Annotated in this window: 22 protein-coding genes; 16 read left to right on the top strand and 6 right to left on the bottom strand. The window is 63.1% G+C overall.

All coding sequences use genetic code 11. The features are described from left to right. The gene (ubiE, locus tag ACTG4J_RS02975) at positions 1-756 is read right to left on the bottom strand and encodes a bifunctional demethylmenaquinone methyltransferase/2-methoxy-6-polyprenyl-1,4-benzoquinol methylase UbiE (RefSeq protein WP_439137012.1); all 756 of its coding nucleotides are present in this window, start codon (positions 754-756) and stop codon (positions 1-3) included. A gap of 86 nt (positions 757-842) precedes the next feature. Between ubiE and mutM the strand changes: the two genes are divergently transcribed. Together mutM and ACTG4J_RS02965 are read left to right on the top strand one after the other, a co-directional pair. Further along, a complete protein-coding gene (mutM, locus tag ACTG4J_RS02970) occupies positions 843-1,709 on the top strand; it encodes a bifunctional DNA-formamidopyrimidine glycosylase/DNA-(apurinic or apyrimidinic site) lyase (RefSeq protein WP_439137011.1) in 867 nt (288 codons plus the stop codon). 75 nt (positions 1,710-1,784) lie between these two features. Continuing rightward, positions 1,785-2,561: an enoyl-CoA hydratase gene (locus ACTG4J_RS02965; RefSeq protein WP_439137010.1), complete on the top strand. Its 777-nt coding sequence runs from the start codon at positions 1,785-1,787 to the stop codon at positions 2,559-2,561. Between the two features lie 10 nt (positions 2,562-2,571). On the opposite strand, the gene glyA is transcribed toward ACTG4J_RS02965, so the two are convergent. Beyond that, the gene (gene glyA / locus ACTG4J_RS02960) at positions 2,572-3,891 is read right to left on the bottom strand and encodes a serine hydroxymethyltransferase (RefSeq protein WP_439137009.1); all 1,320 of its coding nucleotides are present in this window, start codon (positions 3,889-3,891) and stop codon (positions 2,572-2,574) included. A gap of 261 nt (positions 3,892-4,152) precedes the next feature. Here glyA and rpsT point away from each other — a divergent pair, with 261 nt between their 5' ends. The 6 genes from rpsT (at position 4,153) to gyrB (ending at position 12,002) form a co-directional block, all read left to right on the top strand. After that, the gene (gene rpsT, locus ACTG4J_RS02955; protein ID WP_422237907.1) at positions 4,153-4,419 is read left to right on the top strand and encodes a 30S ribosomal protein S20; all 267 of its coding nucleotides are present in this window, start codon (positions 4,153-4,155) and stop codon (positions 4,417-4,419) included. A 588-nt stretch (positions 4,420-5,007) separates the two neighbouring features. Continuing rightward, positions 5,008-6,390 (top strand): chromosomal replication initiator protein DnaA, encoded by a 1,383-nt coding sequence (gene dnaA, locus ACTG4J_RS02950; RefSeq protein WP_439137008.1) that lies wholly within the window; start codon positions 5,008-5,010, stop codon positions 6,388-6,390. Between the two features lie 135 nt (positions 6,391-6,525). Continuing rightward, positions 6,526-7,644 carry a DNA polymerase III subunit beta gene (gene dnaN, locus ACTG4J_RS02945; protein WP_439137007.1) on the top strand — a complete coding sequence of 373 codons (1,119 nt, stop codon included), beginning with the start codon at positions 6,526-6,528 and terminating at the stop codon, positions 7,642-7,644. 100 nt (positions 7,645-7,744) lie between these two features. Next, positions 7,745-8,845 (top strand): DNA replication/repair protein RecF, encoded by a 1,101-nt coding sequence (gene recF, locus ACTG4J_RS02940; RefSeq protein WP_439137006.1) that lies wholly within the window; start codon positions 7,745-7,747, stop codon positions 8,843-8,845. A 2-nt stretch (positions 8,846-8,847) separates the two neighbouring features. Further along, positions 8,848-9,468 carry a LysE family translocator gene (locus ACTG4J_RS02935; protein ID WP_439137005.1) on the top strand — a complete coding sequence of 207 codons (621 nt, stop codon included), beginning with the start codon at positions 8,848-8,850 and terminating at the stop codon, positions 9,466-9,468. A gap of 116 nt (positions 9,469-9,584) precedes the next feature. Then, on the top strand, positions 9,585-12,002 hold the full coding sequence (gene gyrB / locus ACTG4J_RS02930; protein WP_439137004.1) for a DNA topoisomerase (ATP-hydrolyzing) subunit B: 2,418 nt from the start codon (positions 9,585-9,587) through the stop codon (positions 12,000-12,002). A 13-nt stretch (positions 12,003-12,015) separates the two neighbouring features. Here gyrB and ACTG4J_RS02925 read toward each other — a convergent pair whose 3' ends face one another. Together ACTG4J_RS02925 and ACTG4J_RS02920 are read right to left on the bottom strand one after the other, a co-directional pair. Then, positions 12,016-12,540 carry an MlaC/ttg2D family ABC transporter substrate-binding protein gene (locus ACTG4J_RS02925; protein ID WP_439137003.1) on the bottom strand — a complete coding sequence of 175 codons (525 nt, stop codon included), beginning with the start codon at positions 12,538-12,540 and terminating at the stop codon, positions 12,016-12,018. Between the two features lie 104 nt (positions 12,541-12,644). Further along, positions 12,645-13,361 carry an MlaA family lipoprotein gene (locus tag ACTG4J_RS02920; RefSeq protein ID WP_439137002.1) on the bottom strand — a complete coding sequence of 239 codons (717 nt, stop codon included), beginning with the start codon at positions 13,359-13,361 and terminating at the stop codon, positions 12,645-12,647. Between the two features lie 235 nt (positions 13,362-13,596). On the opposite strand from ACTG4J_RS02920, the gene ACTG4J_RS02915 reads away from it, so the two are divergent. The 6 genes from ACTG4J_RS02915 (at position 13,597) to ACTG4J_RS02890 (ending at position 19,521) form a co-directional block, all read left to right on the top strand. Further along, positions 13,597-15,318, top strand: coding sequence for a type I secretion system permease/ATPase (locus ACTG4J_RS02915; RefSeq protein WP_439137001.1), 1,722 nt, complete (start codon positions 13,597-13,599; stop codon positions 15,316-15,318). After that, complete coding sequence (locus ACTG4J_RS02910) at positions 15,315-16,628, top strand: HlyD family type I secretion periplasmic adaptor subunit (RefSeq protein ID WP_439137000.1); 1,314 nt, start codon at positions 15,315-15,317, stop codon at positions 16,626-16,628. Before ACTG4J_RS02915 ends, ACTG4J_RS02910 begins: the two co-directional genes overlap by 4 nt. Positions 16,629-16,710: 82 nt before the next feature. Continuing rightward, entirely contained in the window at positions 16,711-17,193 is a 483-nt protein-coding gene (locus ACTG4J_RS02905; RefSeq protein ID WP_439136999.1) for a RidA family protein, read from the top strand. A gap of 9 nt (positions 17,194-17,202) precedes the next feature. Then, positions 17,203-17,964 (top strand): glycerophosphodiester phosphodiesterase family protein, encoded by a 762-nt coding sequence (locus tag ACTG4J_RS02900; protein WP_439136998.1) that lies wholly within the window; start codon positions 17,203-17,205, stop codon positions 17,962-17,964. Positions 17,965-18,031: 67 nt separating this feature from the next. Continuing rightward, positions 18,032-19,222, top strand: a complete 1,191-nt coding sequence (locus tag ACTG4J_RS02895) for a GNAT family N-acetyltransferase (protein ID WP_439136997.1) — start codon at positions 18,032-18,034, stop codon at positions 19,220-19,222. Continuing rightward, positions 19,222-19,521 carry a 4a-hydroxytetrahydrobiopterin dehydratase gene (locus tag ACTG4J_RS02890; protein ID WP_439136996.1) on the top strand — a complete coding sequence of 100 codons (300 nt, stop codon included), beginning with the start codon at positions 19,222-19,224 and terminating at the stop codon, positions 19,519-19,521. The genes ACTG4J_RS02895 and ACTG4J_RS02890 overlap by 1 nt, the downstream gene beginning before the upstream one ends. A 53-nt stretch (positions 19,522-19,574) precedes the next feature. Here the strand turns inward: ACTG4J_RS02890 and ACTG4J_RS02885 are convergent, their stop codons facing one another. Further along, positions 19,575-20,063 carry a peroxiredoxin gene (locus tag ACTG4J_RS02885; RefSeq protein ID WP_439136995.1) on the bottom strand — a complete coding sequence of 163 codons (489 nt, stop codon included), beginning with the start codon at positions 20,061-20,063 and terminating at the stop codon, positions 19,575-19,577. An 84-nt stretch (positions 20,064-20,147) separates the two neighbouring features. Between ACTG4J_RS02885 and ACTG4J_RS02880 the strand changes: the two genes are divergently transcribed. Further along, positions 20,148-21,353, top strand: coding sequence for an NAD(P)/FAD-dependent oxidoreductase (locus tag ACTG4J_RS02880; RefSeq protein WP_439136994.1), 1,206 nt, complete (start codon positions 20,148-20,150; stop codon positions 21,351-21,353). Positions 21,354-21,357: 4 nt separating this feature from the next. Beyond that, complete coding sequence (gene rsmD, locus ACTG4J_RS02875; protein WP_439136993.1) at positions 21,358-21,930, top strand: 16S rRNA (guanine(966)-N(2))-methyltransferase RsmD; 573 nt, start codon at positions 21,358-21,360, stop codon at positions 21,928-21,930. On the opposite strand, the gene ACTG4J_RS02870 is transcribed toward rsmD, so the two are convergent. Next, the gene (locus ACTG4J_RS02870) at positions 21,918-22,982 is read right to left on the bottom strand and encodes a TRAP transporter substrate-binding protein (protein ID WP_439136992.1); all 1,065 of its coding nucleotides are present in this window, start codon (positions 22,980-22,982) and stop codon (positions 21,918-21,920) included. The genes rsmD and ACTG4J_RS02870 overlap by 13 nt on opposite strands. Positions 22,983-23,108 lie beyond the last annotated feature (126 nt).

The raw sequence follows: 23,108 nt of genomic DNA, 5'->3' as shown, positions 1-23,108 counted from the left end.
TCAGATTTTCCACCCCGAATGAAGTGCTGCGATCCCCATCGACAGGTTGCGATAGCTGACCTGTTCAAAGCCTGCATCGCGGATCATCTGGGCGAATGTGTCCTGATCGGGAAAGCGGCGGATCGATTCGACGAGGTATTGGTAGCTGTCGCGATCGCCGGCGATCAGCTGGCCCATGCGCGGAATCACGTTGAAGGAATATAGGTCGTAGAGCTTTTGCAGCCCCTCATTGGGTAATTGGCTGAATTCCAGTACCACCAGCCGCCCGCCGGGGCGCAGCACGCGAAACGCCTCGGACAGCGCTTGCGGAATGCGGGTCACGTTGCGGATGCCGAAGCTGATCGTGTAGCGATCAAAACTGTTATCCTCGAAAGGCAACGCCATGGCGTCGCCCACGATCCAGTCGAGCTTCTCGGCCATCTGCGCGGCCTCGGCGCGTTTCTGCCCCTCGACCAGCATCGATTCGGTCATGTCGAGAACCGTGGCGGTCGCGCCGGGCGCGCGGCCCAGAAAGCGGAACGCCACATCCCCCGTGCCGCCTGCCACATCGAGCAGGCGCTGACCGTCGCGCGGCACAAGCCAATCCATCAAGGCGTCCTTCCAGACGCGGTGGATGCCGACGCTCATCACATCGTTCATGATGTCGTACTTGGACGCGACATTGGTAAAGACGCCATGCACCATGCCGGCCTTGTCGTCTTCGGCCACATCCCGAAAACCGAAATGGGTCGTGCGACCTGTGCTGTCTTCGGCCATCGGGCTTGTCCTTTTTCTCGTCCGCCTCTTCTTATAGAGGCACATCAGCGCGTTACAACGCCGCCCGTGATATAGGAAAGCCCGCTTTGCCCGAACTTCCAGAAGTCGAGACAGTCCGTCGCGGGCTCGCCCCCGTGCTGGAGGGCGCGCGCATCGCGCAGGCGATGGTCAATCGCCCCGATCTGCGCTGGCCCTTTCCCGAGAATATGGCCGCGCGTCTGACGGGCGCGCGGATCACGGCGCTCCGGCGACGGTCGAAATATATCCTTGCCGATCTGGATACGGGCGAGACCTTGATCGTGCATCTGGGCATGTCAGGGCGGATGATCGTCTCGGCGCCTGAAGGCGCGCGCGACATGCTGGCGCAATTCCATCATCTGCACCCCGCGCCAGAAAAGCATGACCATGTGGTGATCGACACCGATGCGGGCGCGCGCGTCACCTTCAACGATGCGCGCCGCTTCGGGGCGATGGATCTATGCCCGACCGATGCGGTCGAGCGGCATAGGCTTATCGCGGGCATCGGCCCCGAACCCTTGGGAAACGCCTTTCACGCCGATCATCTGATCGCGGCTTTCAAGGGCAAGCGCAGCCCGGTCAAGGCCGCGCTTTTGGATCAAGGCATCGTCGCGGGTCTGGGCAATATCTATGTCTGCGAGGTGCTCCATCGCGCGGGCATTTCGCCGCTGCGCCATGCGGGCCGGATCGCGCCGCCCCGAGTCGCCGCCATGGTTCCCATCATCCGCGATGTACTGTCCGAGGCGATCGAAGCAGGTGGCTCCAGCTTGCGTGATTACCGGCAGGCCGATGGCGAATTGGGATATTTTCAGCACCGTTTTCGCGCCTATGGACGCGAGGGCGAGGCCTGCCAAACCCTCGATTGCCAAGGGATAATCCGCCGCGTGGTGCAGTCGGGGCGGTCAAGCTTCTATTGCCCGGCCTGTCAAAGATAGCTTGAAACCACGGGCGATGGTGCTAACCCTCCCGCCCCAAGCCCCAGCGGCACCCATAGCCAGAGAGCCCGACCCATGGCCTATGAGACCCTGATCGTCGAGATCGAAGACCACATCGCGTTGATCAAGCTGAACCGCCCCGATGCGCTGAACGCCCTGAATTCCACGCTGCTCGCTGAGCTGGGGGCCGCGCTGAAGGCGGCGGAAGCCAATGACAAGGTGCGCTGCATCGTGCTGACCGGCAGCGAAAAGGCCTTTGCCGCCGGTGCCGATATCCGCGAGATGAGCGAGAAAAGCTTTGTCGAGGTCTTTTCAGATGATCTGTTCGGCAAGGACGCCGAGGATATGCTGCGCGTGCGCAAGCCGGTCATCGCCGCCGTTTCGGGCTACGCGCTGGGCGGCGGTTGCGAACTGGCGATGATGTGCGATTTCATCATCGCGGCCGACACCGCGAAATTCGGCCAGCCCGAGATCAATCTTGGCGTCATGGCCGGGATGGGCGGCTCGCAGCGCCTGACGCGCTTCGTGGGCAAGTCGAAATCGATGGATATGCATCTTACGGGCCGTTTCATGACCGCCGAAGAGGCCGAACGCTGCGGCCTCGTCAGCCGCGTCGTGCCCGCCAAGAAGCTGATGGAAGAGGCGATGGCGGCGGCCGCCAAGATCGCCGAGAAATCCATGCTTGCCGCGATGGCCGTCAAGGAAGCGGTCAATCGCAGCTACGAGACGACGCTGCGTGAGGGGCTGTTGTTCGAGCGCCGCCTGTTCCACGGGCTTTTCGCGACCGAGGACCAGAAAGAGGGCATGGCCGCCTTCCTCGAAAAGCGTGAGCCGCAGTTCCGCGACAAGTAAGCCGCGCGGCCTACAGCATATAGTGAAGCCGGTCGAAACTGGCCCGGAACGCTGCCGTGCGCGGCGCGACGAGGGCCGGGTCATTGGCGGACAGCCCTTCGGCGATCAGATCCGCTAGGTGATCTATGTCGCCCAGATCGACGCCCCAACGCACCAGCTCGGGGGTGCCGAAGCGTAGCCCGTTCATCTCGCCGGGCAGCTCGGCCAGCGGAAGGCCGATGCCGCAGGCCAGAAAACCCGCCGCATGCAGCCGCTTGGAGGCCGCATGGCCGCCGCCATAACCGGCGGCGCGCACAGCGAATTGATGGCTCTCGGTCGCGCCGCGCGCGGTTTCGAAGACCGGCACGCCACGCGCCTTGAGTGCCGCCGCCAGCGCCTTGGACACCGCGATCATCTTGGCTGCATAGGCCTGCCCATGGGCTTTCCAATCCAGCAAGGTCACGGCCAAAGCTGCCGATTTGGCCGCATCGAAATTGGCGGTCATGCCGGGAAAGGCGATATGGTCGAGGCGCTCTGCCAATTCCGCGTCATTGGTCACGATCAGCCCGCCCGCCGGACCACCAAGGCTTTTGTAGGTCGACATCGTCATCAGATGCGCGCCCTCCGCCAGCGGATCGGCCCATGCGCGGCCTGCGATGATCCCGCATTGATGGGCGGCGTCGAACATCAGCTTGGCCCCGACATGGTCGGCGATCTCCCGCACGGCGGCGACCGGATGTTCGAACAGGTTCAGCGATGTGCCTAGCGTGATGAGTTTCGGCCGCTCACGCTCAGCCAAGGCCGCGAGTGCGGTGACATCGACCGTGAAATCCTCGGCCGAGATCGGGGCGGCGATGGTGCGCAATCCAAACAGCCCAGCACACCCGGCGATATGGTGGGTAACATGCCCGCCGACGGTCGCGGGTGGCGCGATAATCGTGTCGCCGGGCCGGCAGGTCGCCATGAAGGCAAAAAGATTGGCCAAAGCGCCCGAGGGAACACGAATCTCGGCATAGCGTGCATCAAAGACTTGGGCGGCAAGCTCTGCGGCGATCACTTCGATTTCTTCTATGGCTTCGAGCCCCATCTCGTATTTGTCGCCGGGATAGCCCAGCGAAGGGCGGCTACCGATGCCCGAGGCCAGCATTGCCTCGGCACGCGGGTTCATCACATTGGTTGCGGGATTGAGGTTGAAACAGTCGCGCTCGTGGATCTGGCGATTCGTTTCAACCAAGGCCGCGAGCCGTGCCGACAGCGCCGCATCCGCGCTTTGCGCGGTCGTAGCCGCGATTCCCTGAACCCGTGCCTCGCAGATGGTGGGCACCCAAGGGCGCGCGGCAAGCGTGGTCATTGTCGGTTTCTCCTGAATGCTGTGGCGATGTTGCGCCTTTCACCGTGCAGCGTGCTGCAAGGACTAGCCGACCGCAAGCGCTCCGAGGATTGGGCGTGGCTTGTGCAACTCCGGGCTTTGCAATGGCGCCAAAAGCATCTATGGACACCCCCACATGCGTGTGAGGCCCGCCTTGGCCAGAGTCGCCCGGTTGCTGAACCGGGCTCGGGATCTCCCGCGCTATTGCATTTTTGAGATCCGACGAGACGAAAGAGAGACAGCATGGCAAATTCGCCCCAGTCCAAGAAGCGCGCCCGCCAAGCCGAGCGCCGCACCATCGTGAACAAAGCGCGCCGTTCGCGTATCCGCACTTTCCTGCGCAAGGTCGAGGAAGCGATCGCTGGTGGCGATTACGCCGTGGCCGAAACCGCGCTTCGGGATGCACAGCCCGAACTGATGCGTGGTGTGACGAAAGGTGTTTTGCACAAGAATACCGTGTCGCGCAAAATTTCGCGCCTGTCTGCCCGCGTGAAGGCCCTCAAAGCCTGAAGATGCGGCACAATAACCCGTAAGGGTTGTGGCTCAAAAAGCGCTCCGCATTGCGGGGCGCTTTTTTTCTGAGAAAAATTTCGTGGAGTCAGAACCCGCTATCGTCTTGCGGGAGATTCGAGGGCCGAAGACTTGAGTGTCAAGTTCGAAGAGTCGTTGCAGCGGCCTTGCGCAATCCGCTAGCTTGGCCATGCGATTCAGTTGCCTTGGGGGGCGGATCGAGGGGAAATCGGTTACTTGTCATCGCCGGGGTGGAGTTGCGTCCAACCGGCATCATCATCGGCGCCAAGTTCGAAGAGACAAGAAATCACTATGGTTGGCATGCGGACGAGGGTCCGTACTGGCATCTAAACGTTTTCGCCTCGCGCCGAACCCGAGCTGCTGACCTTCGTGTCATATTTTTAAATTCGACGTCCTACGCAGTGGTCGGGTAGGGCGCATGTATGTACGGGCGCCTGTCGGGCGATGGATGGAGATCTGGAAAAAAACTGATGTCATCCACGGAACGACGTTGCATTCGAGGGGGGTGCAATGACTGCAACGGGTGCCGCAAGGCGAATGAAAACAAGAAACGAGGATGGGACGATAATGACGAATGAGACGTGGGGCCGGGTTCGTGTTGAGCTGCGCAAGGCTGTCGGTGAAAATAACTTTTCGGCCTGGATTGACCCCATCGTTTTTGATCGTCTCGAAGACCGCACCGCGCGTTTTCACGTTCCGACGAATTTCTTCGGCAGCTGGGTGTCGCAAAATTTCCGTGATGTGATCTTGCGCTATCTGAATTCGGCCGGTGTGGGCGTCGATCGCGTCGAATTTTCGGTCTGCGCCGTGGACGCCGCCCATTCCGACAACGCGAATGCGGCTCCGGTTTCCGTATCGCGGCCATCGTTGCGCGCGGCATCCGCTGGCCTCAAGACGGGCACCGACGATTTGCCGGGCGCGACGCTGAACCCCGGCTACACCTTCGAGAATTTTATCGTCGGCAAACCCAACGAGTTGGCACATGCCGCCGCGCGCCGCGTGGCAGAGGGGCGCGATGTCACCTTCAACCCGCTGTTCCTTTATGGCGGCGTGGGCTTGGGTAAGACCCATCTGATGCATGCGATCGCGTGGGAGTTGCGCACCCGTTTTCCCGAGGCGCGCATCCTTTACCTGTCGGCCGAGCAATTCATGTACCGCTTTGTGCGCGCGCTGCGCGAGCAAGACACCATGACCTTCAAGCAGATCTTCCGTTCGGTCGATGTGCTGATGGTCGATGATGTGCAGTTCATCGCCGGCAAGACCTCGACGCAAGAGGAATTCTTTCATACCTTCAATGCCTTGGTGGAAGAGGGCAAGCAGATCATCATCTCGGGCGATCGCGCGCCGGTAGACATGGAAGAGCTTGATACCCGCATCGCCTCGCGCCTGCAGTGTGGCTTGGTCGTCGATCTGCACCCCACCGATTACGAATTGCGCCTTGGCGTCCTGCAACACAAGGCCGAGCAGGCCTTGGCGCGCAACCCGCAGATCAAGCTTGCCGAGGGTGTGCTGGAGTTCATGGCGCAGCGTATCTCGACCAATATCCGCGTGGTCGAGGGTGCTTTGACGCGCCTGTTTGCATTCGCCGATCTGGTGCGCCGCGAAGTCACCATCGAAATGGTGCAAGACTGTCTTTCCGACATCCTGCGCTCGACCGACCGTAAGGTGACGCTTGATCAGATCATCAAGACGACCTGTGAATACTACAATATTCGTCAGGCTGATATCACCGGGGCCAGCCGCGCGCGCGCTGTTGCCCGACCGCGTCAGATGGCGATGTTCCTGTCCAAGACCCTGACCAGCCGCAGCTATCCCGAGATCGCCCGCAAGCTGGGCGGCCGTGATCACACCACCGTGCTTTACGGTGTGCGCAAGATCGAAGAGCTGATGGCCGTGGATAGCCAAATCGCCGAAGATGCCGAGATTCTGCGCCGGATGCTCGAGGCCTGATTGCACGGCAAAGCGATGTCAGGCCCCTATGGGGCTTGACGCCCGCGCCCGCGCGCGACACTGCTTAAAAAAACGCTTGTGCACACGGGGGAGGCGGCTAGGCTCGCAGCCCCCGCATTTGTCGGAGCCAGGGCCATGAAATTCTCGATCGAGCGCGCTACCTTGTTGCGGGCTGTCTCTCAGGCACAGTCGGTGGTCGAACGCCGCAACACGATCCCGATCCTTGCCAATGTGCTGATCGAGGCCGAGGGCGATACGGTCAGCTTCCGCGCCACCGATCTTGATATCGAAGTCGTCGATCGCGCCAATGCGATGGTCGAGCGCGCGGGCGCGACGACCGTTTCGGCCGTCACCTTGCACGAGATCGTGCGCAAGCTGCCCGATGGGGCCTTGGTCACTTTGGCCGATGATCCGACGAACGGGCGGCTGACGGTGCAGGCCGGGCGGTCGACCTTTCAGCTGGCGACCTTGCCCAAGGAAGATTTCCCGGTCATGTCGACGACAGAATACGGGGCCAATTTCTCTTGTGCCGCGCCGGTTCTGCGCCGTTTGTTCGACAAGTCAAAATTCGCCATCTCGACGGAAGAAACACGCTATTACCTCAACGGTGTCTATTTTCATGTCGCCGAAAGCGAGGGTGGACAGGTTTTGCGCGCGGTCGCGACCGATGGGCATCGTCTGGCGCGCATCGACGCCGATCTGCCCGGCGGTGCGCAATCCATGCCCGGCGTGATCGTGCCGCGCAAGACCGTGGGCGAGATGCGAAAGCTGCTTGATGATGATGATGCGCAGATTGCGGTGTCGGTGAGCGAGACCAAGATCCGCTTCGCCACGCCCGAGATCACGCTGACCTCAAAGGTCATCGATGGTACTTTCCCCGATTATGCGCGCGTCATCCCGCTGAACAATACCCGCCGGATGGAGGTGGACGCCGCCGATTTCGCCAAGGCGGTCGACCGTGTCGCAACCGTGTCGTCCGAGCGTTCGCGCGCGGTGAAGATGGCATTGGATGAAGATCGGCTGGTGCTTTCGGTCAACGCCCCCGACGCCGGCAATGCCGAAGAGGAATTGGCCGTGGCTTACGGCGATGAGCGGCTCGAAATCGGGTTCAATGCGAAATACCTACTCGAGATCGCAAGCCAGGTGGATCGCGAGAATGCGGTGTTCATGTTCTCTTCGCCTGGTGAGCCGACTTTGATGCGCGAAGGCAATGACACCAGCGCGATCTATGTCGTGATGCCGATGCGGGTGTGACGGGGGCGGAAAACGCGCGTTTTCCGTCACGCGAAACCGTGGTTTCGCGCTTGGGAAAACCACAGTTTTCCCGCCCGTTTTCCTGCAGGAAAACGCCCCTATGACACCCTTTGTCGCAAATTTGCAGCTTAGCCATTTCCGCAGCCACCGCCGCGCAAAGCTGGTGTTTGACGGGCGCCCCGTCGCGATTTTTGGCTCCAATGGTGCTGGCAAGACCAATCTGATCGAGGCGGTCTCGCTTTTGTCGCCGGGTCGCGGGCTGCGCCGTGCATCCGCCGATGAGATCATCCGCCGCCCCGAGGGGATCGGTTGGAAAGTGACAGCCCAGATCACCGGTGGCGGACCCGGTCACGAGGTGGACCTGAGCGCCGAACCCGGCCAGCCGCGCTTGACCCAGATCGACGGCAAGACGGCAGCGCAGACCGCGCTTGCGCGTTTGTTGCGCATCGTCTGGCTGGTGCCCGCGCAAGACCGGCTCTGGATCGAAGGGGCCGACGGGCGGCGGCGTTTTCTCGACCGTATCGCGCTGAGCTTTTTCCCCGAACATGCCGAGGCGGTTTTGAGTTATGAAAAGGCAATGCGCGAGCGCAACCGGCTTTTGCGTGACGGTATGCAAGACACGCGCTGGTATGGCGCGCTCGAGGGGCAAATGGCCGATGCGGGCGCGCGGTTGACCGCCCATCGTCGCGACGCCATCGCGCGGATCGTGGCGGCCCAGGAGGGTGCCGCGACGGCCTTTCCCGCCGCCGCCCTTGCGCTTGAGATGGAGGATATGACCACCCAGGCCGATTTCGCCGTCGCCTTGGCCGAAAGCCGCCCCCGCGACATGGCCGCAGGGCGCAGTTTGGTCGGCCCGCATCGTGCCGATCTCGTGGCGGTCTACAGCGAAAAGGACATGCCCGCCGCGCAATGCTCGACCGGCGAGCAAAAGGCGCTGTTGATTTCGCTGGTGCTGGCCAATGCCCGCGCGCTCAAGGCCGAGACAGGCAGCGCGCCCTTGGTGCTTCTCGACGAGGTGGCCGCACATCTCGATGCCGCGCGCCGGGCGGCGCTGTTCGATGAAATCTGCGAGCTTGGGGCACAGGCTTGGATGACCGGTACGGGGCCGGAGCTGTTCACGGAATTGGGCGGGCGGGCGCAGTATGTCAGCGTCACGGATAACAGCGGGGCCAGCGAGGCCCTTTTTCGCGATGACGCATAAAGATGACCGTCACATTTGAACAACTCGCCCTTTATGCTGCCGCGATGGCGGGGCTCTGGGTCGTGCCGGGCCCGGTCTGGGTGGCGCTGACCGCGCGCGCGCTGTCGGGGGGCATGTCGGGGGCGTGGCCCTTGGCCGTTGGCGTCGCGCTGGGCGACCTGATCTGGCCCCTATGCGCGATCTTGGGGCTGGCATGGGTGCTGTCGCTTTATGGCGATGCGTTGGCCGTGATGCGCTGGGTCGCGGCCTTGGTCTTTATCGTCATGGGGCTTTTGTTGTTCCGTGCGCCCGCCAAGACACCCGGCACCGATAGCCGGATGACGCGGCCCGGCCTTTGGGCGGGGTTTTCCGTGGGCGTTGCCGCCGTGATCGGGAACCCCAAGGCGATCTTGTTCTACATGGGCTTTTTGCCCGGCTTTTTCGACCTGACGCAGATCACCGCACCCGACATCGCCGTCATCCTTGTGATATCGGCGGTGGTGCCTTTGATCGGCAATCTGGGTCTTGCGCTGTTTCTCGATCGCGCGCGGCGCTTGCTGCAAAGCCCCCGTGCGATCCGCAGGCTCAACATCGGTTCGGGCGTGTTGCTGATCTTGGTGGGCGTGGCGATCCCGTTTGTCTGACACTGGCAAAGGGTTTCGCGGCAGGCCCGTGCGAAACATCTAAATCTTGTGTCTGCGGCGTGACATTCCCCTGCCCTTTGGCTATAAAACACCGAACAGAACAGGCAGAGATCCCAATGGCAGACAACGCCCCGGCGCCGAACGAATACGGCGCAGATTCCATCAAGGTTCTCAAGGGTTTGGACGCTGTCCGCAAGCGCCCCGGCATGTATATCGGTGATACCGACGATGGCTCGGGCCTCCATCACATGGTCTATGAAGTCGTCGACAATGGCATCGACGAGGCCTTGGGCGGCTATGCGGATGCGGTGACCGTTATCTTGCATCCCGATGACAGTGTTTCGGTGCGCGACAATGGCCGCGGAATCCCCGTGGGCATCCACGAGGAAGAGGGTGTTTCCGCCGCTGAAGTGATCATGACCCAGCTGCATGCGGGCGGCAAATTCGACCAGAATTCCTACAAGGTGTCGGGTGGCTTGCACGGCGTGGGTGTCTCGGTCGTCAATGCGCTGTCCGACTGGCTTGACCTGCGCATCTGGCGCGACGGCAAGGAGCATTACGCCCGCTTCGAGCGCGGGGATACAGTCAAGCATCTGGAGGTCGTGGGCGACAGTGGTGGGCAGACCGGCACCGAGGTGCGGTTTCTGGCTTCGACCACGACGTTCTCGAACCTCGAATACAGCTTCAAAACGCTGGAAAACCGGCTGCGCGAACTGGCCTTCCTCAATTCCGGCGTAAAGATCGTGCTTGAAGACCTACGCCATGCCGAACCCGTGCGCGTCGAAATGGTCTATGAGGGCGGCGTGCGCGAATTCGTCCGCTACCTCGATCGATCCAAGACATCCGTGATGTCCGAGCCGATCTACGTCGCGGGTGAGAAGGACGGGATCGGTGTCGAAGTCGCGATGTGGTGGAACGACAGCTACAACGAGATGGTTCTGCCCTTTACCAACAACATCCCGCAGCGCGATGGCGGTACGCATATGGCGGGATTTCGCGGCGCGCTGACACGCTCGATCAACCTTTATGCGCAGTCTTCGGGCATCGCCAAGCGCGAGAAGGTGAATTTTACCGGCGACGACGCGCGCGAGGGTTTGACCTGCGTCTTGTCGGTCAAGGTGCCCGACCCCAAGTTCAGCAGCCAGACCAAGGACAAGCTTGTTTCATCCGAGGTGCGGCCTGCGGTCGAGAACCTCATGAACGAAAAGCTGGGCGAGTGGTTCGAGGAGCATCCCCAAGAGGCGCGCCAGATCGTCGGCAAGATCATCGAAGCGGCTTTGGCGCGCGAGGCGGCGCGCAAGGCGCGCGAATTGACGCGCCGCAAGACCGCGATGGATGTCGCCAGCCTTCCGGGAAAGTTGGCTGATTGCCAGGAAAAAGATCCCGCGAAATCCGAGCTGTTCCTTGTCGAAGGTGACAGCGCGGGTGGTTCGGCCAAACAGGGCCGTTCGCGCCATAATCAGGCCGTGCTGCCCTTGCGTGGCAAGATCCTCAACGTGGAACGCGCGCGGTTCGACCGCATGCTCGGCAGTCAGGAGATCGGCACGCTGATCACCGCACTTGGCACGGGGATCGGGCGCGACGAGTTCAATCTCAATAAACTGCGCTACCACAAGATCGTCATCATGACCGACGCCGATGTCGATGGCGCGCATATCCGCACGCTTTTGCTGACCTTCTTCTTCCGGCAGATGCCGCAGCTGATCGAGGGGGGGCATTTGTTCATCGCCCAGCCGCCGCTTTACAAGGTCAGCCGCGGCAAATCCGAGGTCTATATCAAGGATCAATCCGCGCTTGAGGATTACCTGATCCAGCAAGGCACCGAAGGGGCTGTTTTGCGCCTGCCCAAGGGTGAAGAGATCGCAGGCGCCGATCTGACCCGCGTGGTCGAAGGCGCGCGCAGCTTCAAGCGCATTCTCGATGCTTTCCCGACGCATTACCCACGCCACATTCTAGAACAGGCCGCGATCGCCGGTGCCTTCGATCCGGGCCGTGCCGATGACGATCTGCAGCGCGTCGCCGATGATGTGTCGAACCGTCTCGATCTGGTCGCGGCCGAATATGAACGCGGCTGGTCAGGCCGCATTACCCAAGATCACGGTATCCGCCTGTCGCGCGTGCTGCGCGGGGTCGAGGAAATCCGCACGCTCGATGGCGCGGTTCTGCGCTCGGGCGAGGCGCGCAAGCTCTCCGAAGTCAGCCGCGATAGCCGCGAGGTGTATCGCGACCCGGCCAAGCTATCGCGCAAGGAGCGTGAACAGCTGATCCACGGGCCGACCGAATTGCTGAACGCGATCCTGGACGAGGGACAAAAGGGCCTGCAACTGCAGCGCTACAAGGGGTTGGGCGAGATGAACCCCGGGCAGCTTTGGGAAACCACCCTCGACCCCGAGGCGCGCACGCTATTGCAGGTCAAGGTCGATGATCTGGCCGAGGCGGATGATATCTTCACCAAGCTGATGGGTGATGTTGTCGAACCGCGGCGCGAATTCATTCAGGCCAACGCGCTCAGCGTCGAAAACCTCGATTTCTGAGCGTGATCTGCGCTTAGCCGAGGTTACGCAACGCGGCGGTGGTCGCATCGACTGAGCCACCGTTGCGGTCGAGGATCGACCCGATCTCGGAGCGTTCCGAGATCACCAGCGAGACACCTTCGATCAGCAGATCGATGAAGAGCGGCCGCCCCGAGCGATCCCATACGCGGAAGCGCACCTCGAAAGGGGCATCGCCCGGTATCGTCACGCTTGCCAGCACCTCGACATAGCGGCCGGTATCTTGCGCGCCGGTCACCGTGACCGTGCCGCCCAGGAATTCACGGAAACGGCGGCCATACTTGCGCGCCATGTAGCCCTGAAATGCTTCGGCAAAGGCCGAAATCTGGCTGCTGCTTGCACTGCGCGCGGGTGGGCCCAGAACCGATTGCGCGATGGTCGGCATATCGCCGTAGCGCACCATCATACGCTCGAAATCGCGGATCATCGCGGTTTCGGATTGTCCGGAATTGATAATGCGCGTGATCTCGCTTGCCACTTGTTCGACCAGCGCGCTGGCCTGTGCTGTGCTCAAGGCCATGGCCGCGCGAGGCAAAATGCCCGCTCCCGCCGCGGCAAGTCCACCAAGCAAAAGCGCGCGTCGTGTGTGGTGAGGCATGAGAAACATGACGAAAACCTCAGGTTTCAATAGGGATCGACATAAGGGTCTGCATAGATGTCGTCGGCCACGGCGTCCAGTGCCGGTGCCGATCCGCCCAAGGTAAAGCGGCGGTTTTGCAAGTAGAGCGAGCGCAGTTGCGCGTAGCTGTCGGCGCTTTCATTGAACAGCCCGTCCACCAGGTCATCCACCTCGTAACGGTCGCCCAACAGGTCGAGCAGCTGCACAGCAGTCACATAGTGGCGATCATCGGCGGGTACGGCCTGTCGCACCGGGTTCGTGGCCATGTCGACGATCAGCCCGACCGTGTCGCGGGTCGTCGACGGGCCGAAGCCCGGCAACATCACGAAATCACCCTCGGGCGCGCCCCAGATATGCAGCGTTTCGCCGAAATCGGTCTGTGCGGCAGGCACGCCGATGGCTGTGGCGGGATCGAACAAGCCACCAATCCCGATCGTCGAATTGACCATGAAACGCAACAAGTTCTGCGAGGCCTGCCCGATCCGAACCTGCAACAAGTTGTTCAAAATATGCGAGGGCTGCGACAGGTTCGAGGCGAAATTGCCCACACCGTCACGGATCGGTTCGGGAACGATACTGCCATAGCCCCGCGCGGTCGGCCCGACGACGGCCCGGTCCAGCGCTACGTTGAAACGATGCACGGCCCGGTTCTGCTCTTCGTCCATATCGGCGATGCGATCACCTTGCGGCAGCGTCGCAGGGCCGCAAGCAGCAAGCATCATCAGGCCAAATATAGCAAGGATCGCAACGGGGCGTTTATATGCAGACAAGTTGGGCAAAGGCAAAATCCAAAGGTCAGGTATCGTTCTCCCGGAAACCTAGCCGAGCGAAACCGAATTTAAAGGGACCGAACGGCATCTAGCCATGCGAGCGTCGATTTGCTTAAAGGTGTTCGCACAAGGCAGAGTCAAGAGTTGCCCCCGGCATCGGGGGTTTTGTATGGATCATATGGCCGAGATGACGCGAAATTCCCAAGCTGGTCCCGATGAGCTGACGGTGTTTCGGCGTCGCAACGCCTGGCTGTTGTGGTCCGTCGGCCTGTTCAGCATGGCGGTGAACGCGCTGATGCTGACCGGCCCGCTCTATATGTTGCAGGTCTATGATCGTGTGCTTGGCTCGCGCTCTGAGGAGACGCTGCTGGCGCTCAGCGTGTTGATCTTGTTCCTTTTCGCGATGATGGCGGTCCTCGATTTCGCGCGCGGGCGCGTGGCCGCGCGATATGGGGCCAGATTGCAAGATGCGCTTGATACGCGCATCTTCGATGCGGCGCTGAATCGGGCGCGGCGCACCGGCGATGGCCAGTCGGCGCTGCAGGATTTGGCCGCAGTCCAACGGCTGACCGCATCGCCGGTTTTCATGGCGCTTTTCGACCTGCCTTGGACCCCGCTGTTCATCGCGGCGATCTTTTTGTTCCACCCGTGGCTTGGATGGCTTGCCTTGGCGGGGATGGCTGCGCTGGTCGTGCTTGCCCTGTTCAATCGTGCGCGCAGCCATGGGCCGATCGCTGACGCGGCCATGGCCGCGCAAGGGGCCGACCGTATCGCCGCCGAGATGCAGGGCGAGGCTGAATTGATCCGCGCCCTTGGCATGCAGGGCAATGCCTTTGCCCGCTGGCACCGCCAGCGCCGCCTTGCACTGGCCGAGGGGATGCGCGCCAGCGATCTGGTCGGCGGCTTTTCCGCCACAACACGCAGCCTGCGGCTGTTTCTGCAATCTGCGATCTTGGGGCTGGGGGCTTATCTGGTGCTGCAGGCCGAAATGACAGCGGGCGCGATGATCGCGGGCTCCATCCTGCTTGGGCGTGCCTTGGCGCCCATCGACATGGTGATCGGTCAATGGAACGCCATCGCGGAGGCGGGACAGTCATGGCGTCGCCTGACCGCGCTTTTGCGCGACGAGGTCAGCCTGCCACCCCGGATGCCGCTGCCGCAGCCCAAGGCGCGGGTGGAGGTAAGCCAGCTTTCCGTCATCCCCCCCGGCGCGCAGGCCCCCACCTTGCGCGGTGTCAGCTTTGCCATCGCCCCGGGCGAGGCAGTGGGCGTGATCGGTGCCTCGGGGGCGGGAAAATCGACGCTGGCGCGTGCCATCACCGCCGTTTGGCCCCCTGCGGTGGGGCAGATCCGCCTCGATGGGGCCACGCTCGATCAATACGACCCCGACGCGCTGGGAAATTATATCGGCTATCTGCCACAGGCGGTGACGCTGTTTTCGGGCACCATCGCCGAGAATATCGCCCGCCTTTCGGCGGCCCCCGATACGGAAAAAGTGGTCGCCGCCGCGCGTATGGCGGGCGCGCATGAGATGATCTTGGCCTTGCCCGATGGCTACGAGACGCGAGTCTCGGGGCTTGGCGCGCGGCTGTCGGGTGGGCAAATTCAGCGTATCGGGCTGGCGCGCGCGCTTTACGGCGCGCCCGCTCTCGTGGTGATGGATGAGCCCAACGCCGCACTCGACAATGACGGCTCACTCGCCCTCAACCGCGCCGTGCAGGCGATCAAGGCCGATGGCCGCGCGGTGTTGATCATGGCCCACCGCCCCTCGGCCATTCGGGAATGCGACAAGCTCTTGGTGCTTTCTGGTGGTGCGCCGGTCATGTTCGGCCCGACCCAAGAGGTGCTGCAAAAGACGCTGGCGAATTATGCCAATATCAAGACGGCGACCGCCGGGGGTGTGACATGACTGCGCCGCTTGCCCATGAAGCCGCATGGTCGGTGCGCGCCCCGCTGCTCATCGGCGCATTGGGCATGATCTTGCTGTTCGGTGGCTTCGGTGGCTGGGCTGTCACCAGCGAATTGTCGGGGGCTGTCGTGGCCTCGGGCCGGATCGAAGTTGCGCGTAACCGCCAAGCGATCCAACACCCCGAAGGCGGCGTGGTGGCCGAGATCAATGTCGATGAGGGCGCACGCGTCGCCGCGGGCGAAGTGATCTTGCGGCTGGAACCCGGCGCGCTTGCCCGCGATAGGGCCGTGGCGGCCGCGCGCCTGTTCGAAGTGCGGGCCCGCCGCGCCCGGCTCGAGGCAGAACGCGATGGAACCGACAGCGTGACCTTCCCCGCAGCACTGGTGCAAGCCGCCACTGCGCAGGAGGAGTTCGCCGATCTTCTGCGCGGGCAAGACACGCTATTTTCCGCCCGCCGTGACACGCTGACCCGCGAAATCGCACAGTTGCGGGGCCGGATCGACCAGATTGCCGCCCAGATCGCGGCGCTGGCCGCGCAAGAGGCGGCGCTGGCCGAGCAACTGGCCCTCGTGGCCGCCGATCTCACCCGGCAGGAGGGGCTTTTGGCGCGCGGTCTGATCCAATCGGACCCGGTCTTGCGGCTGCAACGCGATGCCGCGCAATTGCGCGGATCGCTGGGCGAGGTGGAGGCGCGCAAGGCCGAGGCGGGCGAGCGGGTGATCGAGACCGAGCTTGCCATCCTTCAACTCGGGACAACCCGGCGCGAAGAAGCCATCGCCGAACTGCGCGAGATCCGCGTCGCCGAAGAAGAGACACGCCAAAGGCTGGCCGATTTCGATCGTCGGGTGGCCGCGCTCGACCTGCGCGCGCCGGTGGCGGGGCGGATCATGGGGCTACAGGTCTTCGGCCCGCAATCGGTGCTGGGCGCAGGCGATCCCATCGCCTTTATCGTACCCGAGGATCGCCCCCTCGTGATCACCGCCGAGGTGCCCGCGATCCATGTCGATCAGGTTTTCGTTGGTCAATCCGCGACCCTGCTTTTCCCGGCGCTTGATCTGCGCAACATCCCCGATCTGACAGGGCAGGTGACGCAGCTTTCCGCCGATGCCTTTGTTGAGGAACGCACCGGTGCCGCTCATTACCGGGCCGAGATTATGCTCGATGACGGCGAGATGGCCCGGCTTGCCCCGCGCGTGCTTTTGCCTGGCATGCCGGTTGAGGCCTATATCAGCACGACCGCGCGCAGCCCGCTGACCTATCTGCTGGAACCAATCCGTATCTATTTCACGCGTGCCTTGCGCGAAAGCTGAGGGGCGGGGCGCAAGGCCCCTTTTCCTTTGCACCGCCTGCGGCTAGCTTTCGCCCGAAAAATCCGGGTTGGAGATACCGAAAATGGCAGGAACAATCGAAGCGCGTTTGGCGGAACTTGGCATCGAACTGGCCGGGCCGCCGCCTGCGCCTGCGGCCAATTATGTGCCTTATGTTGTCGCGGGCGACATGGTTTTCGTCTCGGGGCAGATCCCGATGACGGCGGCAGGACTTGATACGTTGATCAAGGGGCGCGTTGGCGTCGATCTCGATATCGCAGCAGGTGCGGCTGCCGCGCGGCTGTGCGCCATCAACCTGCTGGCACAGCTCAAGGCGGCCTGTGGCGGCGATCTCGACCGCTTGGTGCGGGTCGTGAAGCTGACAGGCTTCGTCAATGCCCCGCCGGAATTCGGCGATCAGCCCAAGGTGGTCAACGGCGCCTCCGATCTGTTGGTCGAGGTGCTGGGCGACAAGGGGCGGCACAGCCGCTCGGCCATCAGCGCGGGTGGCCTGCCCTTTGGCTGCGCGGTCGAGGTCGAGGGGATTTTCCAGATCATGCCTGCCTGAGCGCATCGCATGCCTGCGCTTCCCGCCAGCCTTCTTGCCCGGCCCATCGCCCATCGCGGGTTGCATGACCGCGCGGCGGGTGTGATCGAGAACAGCCCCGCCGCCTTTGCGGCCGCGATCGCGGCGGGCTACGGGATCGAGCTTGACCTGCAACTGAGCGCCGATGGCGTGGCGATGGTGTTCCACGACGACAGCCTTGACCGGCTGACGGGGGAAAGTGGCCCGGTCCGCGACCGTGACGCCGCCGCGCTGGGCCGGATCGCACTGACAGGGTCGCAGGGCGGCGACCGTATCCCGACGCTGGCTGCGGTGCTGGAACAAGTTGCTGGCCGCGTGCCGCTGTTGATCGAGTTGAAGGATCAGTCGCAAGGGCAAGGCAGCGCCACCCCCGCGCTTGAGCGCACGGTCGCTGCGACGCTGGCGGGCTATGCGGGCGATGTTGCGGTCATGTCATTCAACCCTGCCATGATCGCCGCAATGGCGAAACTTGCCCCCGATTTGTCGCGTGGGATCACAAGCTGTGCCTTCGATCCGGCGGAATGGCCCGCGCTTGCGCCAGACACCTGCGCCATGCTGCGCGAGATCGGCAGCTTCGATGCGGTTGGTGCCGCGTTCATCAGCCATGACTGGCACGATCTTGCCAGCCCCGTGGTCGCCGCACTCAAGGCGCGCGGCGTGCCGATCCTGTGCTGGACGGTGAAATCCGCCGAGGTGGAACAGGTTGCGCGGCGTGTTGCCGATCAGATCACCTTCGAGGGCTATGCCGCCTGATCGCGGATTGACGCCGCAGCCGCGCGCCCCATCTGCAACTATAGACCACACAAGGCAGGAGCGGGCTTTGGACGGCAGCGATCCCATCGAGATCGAGGTTCTGGGCGCGATCACCGAGATTGACGCCGCCCTTTGGGATGCCTGCGCCTGCCCCGAAGTGGCCGATGGCGGCCGGCCGCACGATCCGTTCACCACGCATCGCTTTTTGGCCGCTCTGGAGGCGTCGCGCTCGGTGGGCACCGGCACGGGCTGGGCGCCCCGCCATCTGGTCGCCCGCAGCGCGGGTGAGGTGATCGCCGTGGCCCCGCTCTATGCCAAGGGCCATAGCCAAGGCGAATATATCTTCGACCATAACTGGGCCCATGCCTATGAGCGCGCGGGCGGGCGTTATTACCCCAAGCTGCAAATGGCTGTGCCCTTTACCCCTGCCACGGGCCGCCGTTTCCTGACCCGCCCCGGTTGGGAAGAGGTCGGCCGCGCCGCGCTGGTGCAAGGGGCCGTGCGACTGACCGAAGAGAACGGGCTCAGTTCTCTGCACATCACCTTTTGCACCGAAGCCGAGGCCGAGGCGGGCGCACAGATGGGCCTGATGCCGCGCGCCAGCCAGCAGTTTCATTGGGAAAACCAAGGCTACGGCGATTTCGACGGGTTCTTAGCCGCCCTCAGCTCGCGCAAGCGCAAGACCATCCGCAAGGAACGCGCCGAGGCGCAGGGCTTTGGCGGGCAGATCGTGGCATTGACGGGCGATGCGATCCTGCCTGCGCATTGGGATGCGTTTTGGGAATTCTACCAAGACACCGGCGCGCGCAAATGGGGCCAGCCCTACCTGACGCGGGCGTTCTTCGACCGCGCCCACGCGGCGCTGCGCGACGATATGCTGATGGTGCTGGCACTGCGCGATGGGCGGCCCGTCGCAGGTGCGCTGAATTTCATCGGGCGCGATGTGCTTTACGGGCGCTATTGGGGTTGTAGCGAACATCACCCCTGCCTCCATTTCGAGCTGTGCTATTATCAGGCCATCGATTTCGCCATCGCCCATGGCTTGGCGAGGGTCGAGGCGGGCGCGCAGGGGGAACACAAGCTTGCGCGCGGATATCTGCCGGTGCAGACCCATTCGCTGCATTGGGTGCGCGACGCGGGTTTTGCCGATGCCATCGCGCATTTTCTGAGGGCCGAGCGCGCGGCGGTGGATGAGGAAATCGAGGTGCTGACGGGCTATGGCCCGTTCAAGCGCGCCCACATAGAGGAGCAGGATTGATGGCAGCAGTGAAACTTGACGGTGCCGCGCGCGACGCGGCCTTGGCCCAGCTCAGCCAAGCCGGATGGTCGCTCGTCGAGGGGCGCGAGGCGGTGACCAAGCGTTTCGTCTTTGCCGATTTCACCCAAGCCTTCGCATGGATGACGCGGGTCGCCTTGGTCGCTGAAAAGATGAACCACCATCCCGAATGGTTCAATGTTTACAAGACCGTCGAGGTGACGTTGGCGACCCATGATGTGGGCGGCCTGAGCGATCTGGATGTGACGTTGGCCGAAAAGATGGATCTTTTCGCAAGGTAAGGCGCGGAAAACGAGGGTTTTCCGCGCCCACAAACTGCGGTTTTTGTACGCCCTCAGATCTGGCCGAGCAGCGTCTCGCCGGCCGACAATTCGCATACGCCCGGCCCTTCCTCGATGTTGAGGACTTTGACCACGCCATCCTCGGCGTAAAGTGCGTAGCGGCGCGAACGGTCGTAGAAACCCGCCGGCTCTGCCGTCCAGTTCATACCGATGGCTTTGGTGAATTCGGCACCCGCATCACCCAAGAAGGTAAGGCCAGCATCGGCCGCGCCAGTGTCCTTGGCCCAAGCGGCCATGACGAAAGGATCGTTGACCGAAACGCAGATGATCTCATCCACGCCCTTGGCGTCGAACTGGCCCTTGGTGCGGATGAAGCTCGGCACATGGGCGGCGGTGCATGTGCGGGTATAGGCGCCCGGCAGGCCGAAGATCACGACCTTGCGGCCCTTTGTCTTGTCGGCCATCTTGACCGCTTCGGGGCCATTGGCGCCAAAGATCAAGAGCGTGGCATCGGGCAGCGTGTCGCCTGTGGAAATGGTCATTGGTGCGGTCCCCTTCGCTTGTGATTCCCTTGCGTCGCCATATAGGGTCTGCGCGACATTCGGCCAACGCGAAAGGTGCGCTTAATGAACAAGATCGTGGTGATCGGCGCGGGTCAGGCCGGGGCGGCCTGTATCGCCAAGCTGCGCACCGAGGGTTTTGACGGCGCGATTACCCTGATCGGCGAAGAAGCTATACCGCCCTATCAGCGTCCGCCCTTGTCCAAGGCGTATTTGCTGGGCGAGATGAGCCTTGATCGTCTGCTTTTGCGCCCCGAGGGGTATTACCATGACGCGGGCATCGCATTGATGCTGGGCACCCCGGTCAAGGGGATCGACCGCGCTGCGCAGCATGTCGTCTTGGGTGGTCGGATGATCCCCTATGACGCGCTGGTGCTGGCCACGGGGTCTGTGCCGCGCCGTTTGCCTGCGGCCATCGGGGGCGATCTGGGCGGCGTGCATGTGGTGCGGGGATTGGCCGATGTCGATGCCATGGCACCGGGTATGCAGCCGGGCCGCCGCGCGCTGATCGTGGGGGGCGGCTATATCGGGCTAGAGGCCGCGGCGGTGGCGCGCAAGCGCGGCATGGATGTGACGCTGATCGAGATGGCCCCGCGTATCCTGCAACGCGTCGCAGCACCCGAGACCTCGGAATACTTCCGCGCGCTGCACCGCGCACATGGTGTCGATATCCGTGAAGGTGTGGGGCTAACCCGGCTTGTCGGCGCGGGCCATGTCACTGGCGCTGTGCTGTCGGATGGAGCGGAGCTGTCTTGTGACATGGTGATCGCGGGCATCGGCATCGCGCCGGCGACTGCTTTGGCCGAAGCAGCGGGGTTGGACATCGAGAATGGCATCAAGACCGATGCCCAGGGCCGCACGAGCGATCCCGCGATCTGGGCTGCGGGCGATTGCGCGAGCTTTCCCTATCAAGGCGGGCGCATCCGGCTGGAATCGGTGCAAAACGCGATCGATCAGGCCGAGACGGTGGCCGAAAACATTCTTGGCGCGGAGGTGCCTTATCAGCCCCAGCCGTGGTTCTGGTCGGATCAATATGACGTCAAGCTGCAGATCGCAGGGCTGAACACGGGCTATGATCGCGTCGTGGTACGCGATGGCGGTGCCGCGCGGTCGCATTGGTATTATGCGGATGACAGGCTCTTGGCGGTCGACGCGATGAACGATCCGCGCGGCTACATGATCGGCAAGCGGATGATCGCTGCGGGCATTTCGCCCGATCCTGCGGTGGTGGCCGATCCATCCCAAGACCTCAAAGCGCTGTTGCAGGGCTAGGGCGATGCGGATCATCGCGGGCCGCCTGCGTGGCAAGAAACTGGCCGAGGTGGGCGCGGGCGATGCGGCTGCCCATCTGCGTCCCACGACCGACCGGGTGCGCGAGAACCTGTTCAATATCATCTCTAGCGGCAAGCATGGCGACCCGATCACCGGGGCGCGTGTGCTGGATCTGTTCGCGGGGACCGGTGCCTTGGGGCTGGAGGCACTCAGCCGGGGGGCGGGTCATGTCACCTTTGTCGATGACGGGGTGACGGCGCGCGCGCTCTTGCGTGAGAATGTGGCGCTTTGCGCCGCGCAGGGTGTCACACGGGTCTTTCGCCGCGATGCGACCGATCTTGGCCCGGTGACGGGTGCGCCCTTTGATCTGGTCTTTCTCGATCCCCCTTATGGCAAGGGCTTGGGCGAAGGCGCGTTTGCGTCTGCCTTGGCGGGCGGCTGGGTCGCGCCGGATGCGCTGATCGTCTGGGAAGATAACACACCGCCCCTTGCCCCGCCGGGCTTTGCGCAATTGGATCAGCGAAGCTATGGCGGCACGGTGATCACGCTATTGCGTGCGGCCCCTCACTCGGAATAGGGGCCGGGAGCGCTGCCAGTTTCCAACGCGACAGTGGCACGGGCCGAGGCGACAAGCCCCGCCCCATCAAAGCCGCGCGCGTCCATTTCCGCGATCCAGTCGGTGATCACCGCCTCGCCCAGCACGGCGATTTCTGCGGTCAGGTCAGGGGAAAGTTCCGCGATGGTGTTGCCTGCATCCTCCATCGCGATGCGCCCCTCGGCATCGCCCGTGTCATGCGCCCGCCCCGCCCAAGCCGAGGCCATGAGACCCGAATTGGCGTCGATCACCGCGCGCAGGTCATCGGGGAGACCCTCGTAAACAGCGCGGTTCATCGCCCAGAGGAAATAGAGGTTATAAAGCGACTGATCGCCCGCCACATCGGTATGGCTTTCGATCAATTCGGCAAAGCCGAGCGAGGGCGCCTGTTCCCACGTGATCACGCCGCCATCGACGACACCGCGCGACAGCGCCTCGGGAAAGGCGGGCACAGGCATGCCGACAGGCGTCGCGCCCAGCCGTTCCAGCAAAAGCGTGGCGGGTCGCGATGGGCCGCGCAGGCGCAGGCCGTTGAAATCCGAAAGCGCCGCGATCGGCGCGCCGCGCAGGTGGATCAGGCCGCGCCCATGCATATGGACGGCGATCAGATGCACATCGGCGAAATCATCCATCAGATGCTCTTGGGTAAAGGCCCAAGCCGCGCGGCTGGCCTCTTCCGCCGATTTCGTGGTCATGAAGGGCAGTTCCAGCGCCTCGGCCTCGGGGAAGCGGCCGGGCTGGTAGCCGGGGATGACCCAGCCGCCATCGACCACGCCATCGCGGATCAGGTCATATTGATCGGTCGCGGCCCCGCCCAGCTGCATGAAGGGGTAGATCTCGACCTTGATACGGCCATTCGATTGCGCCTCGATTGCATCGGCCCAAGGCTGCATGAAATGCGTGGGGTTGGCACTGGCGGGCGAGACGAAATGCTGAAAGCGCAGCGTCACCTCTGGCTCGCTCTGCTGTGCAGGGGCGGCGGCGGCCAGCGTCATGCTGAACAGGGCTGCGGTCATCGCTTGAAACATACGCATCTCGATCTTTCCCCCAACTTACCGGCGCCGCATGTCCGTTTCGGCGCGAATAGGCTGCGCATGTAACGGCTATGTCCCCCGCTGCAAGACCCAACGGACCACAATAGGCTGTGGATGATCCATTTC

It is taken from the genome of Roseicyclus sp., assembly GCF_965662675.1.
In the GTDB taxonomy this organism is placed as follows: domain Bacteria; phylum Pseudomonadota; class Alphaproteobacteria; order Rhodobacterales; family Rhodobacteraceae; genus Roseicyclus.
Note: the sequence above shows the minus strand (reverse complement) of the source record. Positions and strands in the feature narration are given on the sequence as shown.

Coding starts and splice junctions, on each gene's coding strand:
- ubiE (WP_439137012.1), bottom strand. CDS start 756: ATGGCCGAAGACAGCACAGGTCGCACGACCCATTTCGGTTTTCGGGAT.
- ACTG4J_RS02965 (WP_439137010.1), top strand. CDS start 1,785: ATGGCCTATGAGACCCTGATCGTCGAGATCGAAGACCACATCGCGTTG.
- glyA (WP_439137009.1), bottom strand. CDS start 3,891: ATGACCACGCTTGCCGCGCGCCCTTGGGTGCCCACCATCTGCGAGGCA.
- rpsT (WP_422237907.1), top strand. CDS start 4,153: ATGGCAAATTCGCCCCAGTCCAAGAAGCGCGCCCGCCAAGCCGAGCGC.
- dnaA (WP_439137008.1), top strand. CDS start 5,008: ATGACGAATGAGACGTGGGGCCGGGTTCGTGTTGAGCTGCGCAAGGCT.
- dnaN (WP_439137007.1), top strand. CDS start 6,526: ATGAAATTCTCGATCGAGCGCGCTACCTTGTTGCGGGCTGTCTCTCAG.
- recF (WP_439137006.1), top strand. CDS start 7,745: ATGACACCCTTTGTCGCAAATTTGCAGCTTAGCCATTTCCGCAGCCAC.
- ACTG4J_RS02935 (WP_439137005.1), top strand. CDS start 8,848: ATGACCGTCACATTTGAACAACTCGCCCTTTATGCTGCCGCGATGGCG.
- gyrB (WP_439137004.1), top strand. CDS start 9,585: ATGGCAGACAACGCCCCGGCGCCGAACGAATACGGCGCAGATTCCATC.
- ACTG4J_RS02925 (WP_439137003.1), bottom strand. CDS start 12,540: ATGGCCTTGAGCACAGCACAGGCCAGCGCGCTGGTCGAACAAGTGGCA.
- ACTG4J_RS02920 (WP_439137002.1), bottom strand. CDS start 13,361: ATGATGCTTGCTGCTTGCGGCCCTGCGACGCTGCCGCAAGGTGATCGC.
- ACTG4J_RS02915 (WP_439137001.1), top strand. CDS start 13,597: ATGACGCGAAATTCCCAAGCTGGTCCCGATGAGCTGACGGTGTTTCGG.
- ACTG4J_RS02910 (WP_439137000.1), top strand. CDS start 15,315: ATGACTGCGCCGCTTGCCCATGAAGCCGCATGGTCGGTGCGCGCCCCG.
- ACTG4J_RS02905 (WP_439136999.1), top strand. CDS start 16,711: ATGGCAGGAACAATCGAAGCGCGTTTGGCGGAACTTGGCATCGAACTG.
- ACTG4J_RS02900 (WP_439136998.1), top strand. CDS start 17,203: ATGCCTGCGCTTCCCGCCAGCCTTCTTGCCCGGCCCATCGCCCATCGC.
- ACTG4J_RS02890 (WP_439136996.1), top strand. CDS start 19,222: ATGGCAGCAGTGAAACTTGACGGTGCCGCGCGCGACGCGGCCTTGGCC.
- ACTG4J_RS02885 (WP_439136995.1), bottom strand. CDS start 20,063: ATGACCATTTCCACAGGCGACACGCTGCCCGATGCCACGCTCTTGATC.
- ACTG4J_RS02880 (WP_439136994.1), top strand. CDS start 20,148: ATGAACAAGATCGTGGTGATCGGCGCGGGTCAGGCCGGGGCGGCCTGT.
- rsmD (WP_439136993.1), top strand. CDS start 21,358: ATGCGGATCATCGCGGGCCGCCTGCGTGGCAAGAAACTGGCCGAGGTG.
- ACTG4J_RS02870 (WP_439136992.1), bottom strand. CDS start 22,982: ATGCGTATGTTTCAAGCGATGACCGCAGCCCTGTTCAGCATGACGCTG.